This is a genomic window from Ruegeria sp. BHSA162 (genome assembly GCF_059613385.1).
This window is the reverse complement of record NZ_JBXWSK010000147.1, coordinates 1-2,118: the sequence shown is the minus strand read 5'-3', so window position 1 is coordinate 2,118 and position 2,118 is coordinate 1. Positions and strand designations below refer to the sequence as shown.

General features: G+C 63.2%; 2 protein-coding genes and 2 pseudogenes. All 4 read left to right on the top strand.

All coding sequences use genetic code 11. The annotated features are described in order from the left end of the window. Positions 1-398, top strand: a pseudogene (locus AC2FM5_RS19520) (alpha/beta hydrolase); the annotation flags it as partial. After that, a complete protein-coding gene (locus AC2FM5_RS19515) occupies positions 398-1,390 on the top strand; it encodes an alpha/beta hydrolase (protein WP_496737630.1) in 993 nt (330 codons plus the stop codon). The pseudogene AC2FM5_RS19520 and the gene AC2FM5_RS19515, both read left to right, overlap by 1 nt. Further along, entirely contained in the window at positions 1,390-1,815 is a 426-nt protein-coding gene (locus AC2FM5_RS19510; protein WP_170443239.1) for a VOC family protein, read from the top strand. Before AC2FM5_RS19515 ends, AC2FM5_RS19510 begins: the two co-directional genes overlap by 1 nt. 20 nt (positions 1,816-1,835) lie before the next feature. Further along, positions 1,836-2,118: pseudogene (locus tag AC2FM5_RS19505) on the top strand (hypothetical protein); the annotation flags it as partial.

The window sequence follows — 2,118 nt, the reverse complement described above, 5'->3', positions numbered from 1 at the left end:
TCGCGGGGATGGTCACCATCGCTGCGGCGCCGGATTTCACCGAGGACGGCTATTGGGCCTCGTTCAGCGACGAACAGAAACAGGCGCTGGAGACGGTCGGGCATGTTGAACTGCCCTCGGACTACATGGAGCCCTACATCATCACCAAGCGGATGATCGAGGATGGGCGGACGCGGCTGGTGTTGCGGTCGCCCTTGAACCTGCCGTTTCCGGTGCGGTTCCTGCAAGGCACGGCGGATACGGCGGTTTCCACCGAGACGGCGGTACGGCTGCTCGACCATGCCAGCGGTCCGGACATGCGGCTGTTGTTGGTCAAGGATGCCGACCACCGGTTCTCGGACGGGCCGTGTCTGGGGCTGATCGAAGATGCGGTTCGCGACGTGATGGGGGGCAACTGATGCGGCGGCTGGGGCGGTTTCTCGGGCGGGCCTTGCTGGCGTTGGTGGTGGTCGGCGGGCTGATCTACTGGTTGGGCCCGCGCGAAGAGGTGGATCTGCACCCGCGGTTCGATCCGCGCAAGTTCGGCGAGGGGATTCAGGTCTATTTCGAAAGCATCGAGTCCGCCTATGACGATATCGTGCCGGGTGTCGAAAAGCGGGTGATCTGGCGGGACGGATTCAAGGAACGGCGCACACCCTATTCTGTGCTTTATGTGCACGGGTTCTCTGCCTCGTCCGAGGAAATCCGCCCGGTGCCCGACAGGATCGCCGACGCGCTGGGGGCCAATCTGGTCTATACGCGCCTGCAGGGGCACGGGCGCGACGGGCTGGCAATGGCCGAAGGGACGGCCTCGGGCTGGATGCGGGACATTGCCGAAGGCCTGGCCGCCGCCCGCGCCGTGGGCGACAAGGTTATCGTGATCTCGACCTCGACCGGGGGAACCCTGGCGGCAGCTGCGGCTTTGGACCCAGAGCTGACCAAGGACGTGGTCGGGATGGTTTTCATCTCGCCCAATTTCGGGGTGCAGGCGGCCGGATCCTGGATCCCGTCGCTGCCATGGGCGCGCGGCTGGCTGCCGTTGCTGATGGGCGAAACCCGCGACGTGTCGGGCCCTGATCCGGAAAAGAACCTGTACTGGTCGTCCACTTATCCGTGGGAGGCGGTGATTCCGATGTCGGTTCTGGTCGATACCGTCTACGCGCTGGATTTTTCAGGCGCACTGGTGCCGGCTCTGTTCTGGTTCTCGAATGATGATCAGGTGGTTCGGCCCGACCTGACGCACAAAGTTGCCGAAGACTGGGGGGCACCTGCGACCGTTCAGACCGTAACCATGGGGCCAGGTGACGACCCGCAATCGCACGTCATTGCCGGACGGCTGATGTCGCCGGGGCAGACCGATGCGACGGTGGCGGGTATTCTGCAATGGCTGAACGGTTTGGGGGTAGAGTGATGGAGCAACGCGTCAGCCTGATCACGATCGGGGCCGAAGATCCCGAAGCCGCAGCCCGCTTTTACGAGGCGCTGGGCTGGCGCCGCACCGACAGCCCGGACGGGGTGATCGTTTTTGACCTGATCGGCCAGACGCTGGGTCTGTACCCATTGACCGCGCTGGCCGAAGAAATCGGGGTTGGCGTTGAAACCCTGGGTCGCGGCGCGATGACGCTCAGCCACAATTGCCGATCCAAGGAGGGTGTCGCCGAACTGTTGCAAGCTGCCGAGGCAGCGGGGGCCGAAATCCTGAAACCAGCCTCGGACGTGTTCTGGGGCGGGCACCATGGGTACTTTCGGGCACCGGATGGTTCGATCTGGGAAGTTGCGTTCAACCCGTACTCGGCCCTCGCGCCGGATGGGGCCTTTCGTTGGAACGGGTACTGAAAATGCGCCGACCAGGCAGCATGTGGAGCCTCGAGACCTTGGGCCGCGTGCGCCTGTCGCGCCATTTCTTCATGCGCGATTTCCTGTATTCCGAGATCGGGAACTTTCACGAAAAACAGAACCTGCCGGACAACCCGGGTCTTGCCATCGAAACCGGCCGTGCATTTTGCGAAACCCTTCTGGACCCGTTGGAGGAAACATTCGGGCGTGTTGCCGTCCGGTCTGGATACCGGTCGCCCTCGCTGAACCGGTTTGGAAACGAGAACAAGTTGAATTGCGCCCGCAACGATCATCCCCTTGAAT

What these genes read in the sequence shown, in the direction of transcription:
- AC2FM5_RS19515 (WP_496737630.1), top strand. Translation starts at nt 398, where the DNA reads ATGCGGCGGCTGGGGCGGTTTCTCGGGCGGGCCTTGCTGGCGTTGGTG.
- AC2FM5_RS19510 (WP_170443239.1), top strand. Translation starts at nt 1,390, where the DNA reads ATGGAGCAACGCGTCAGCCTGATCACGATCGGGGCCGAAGATCCCGAA.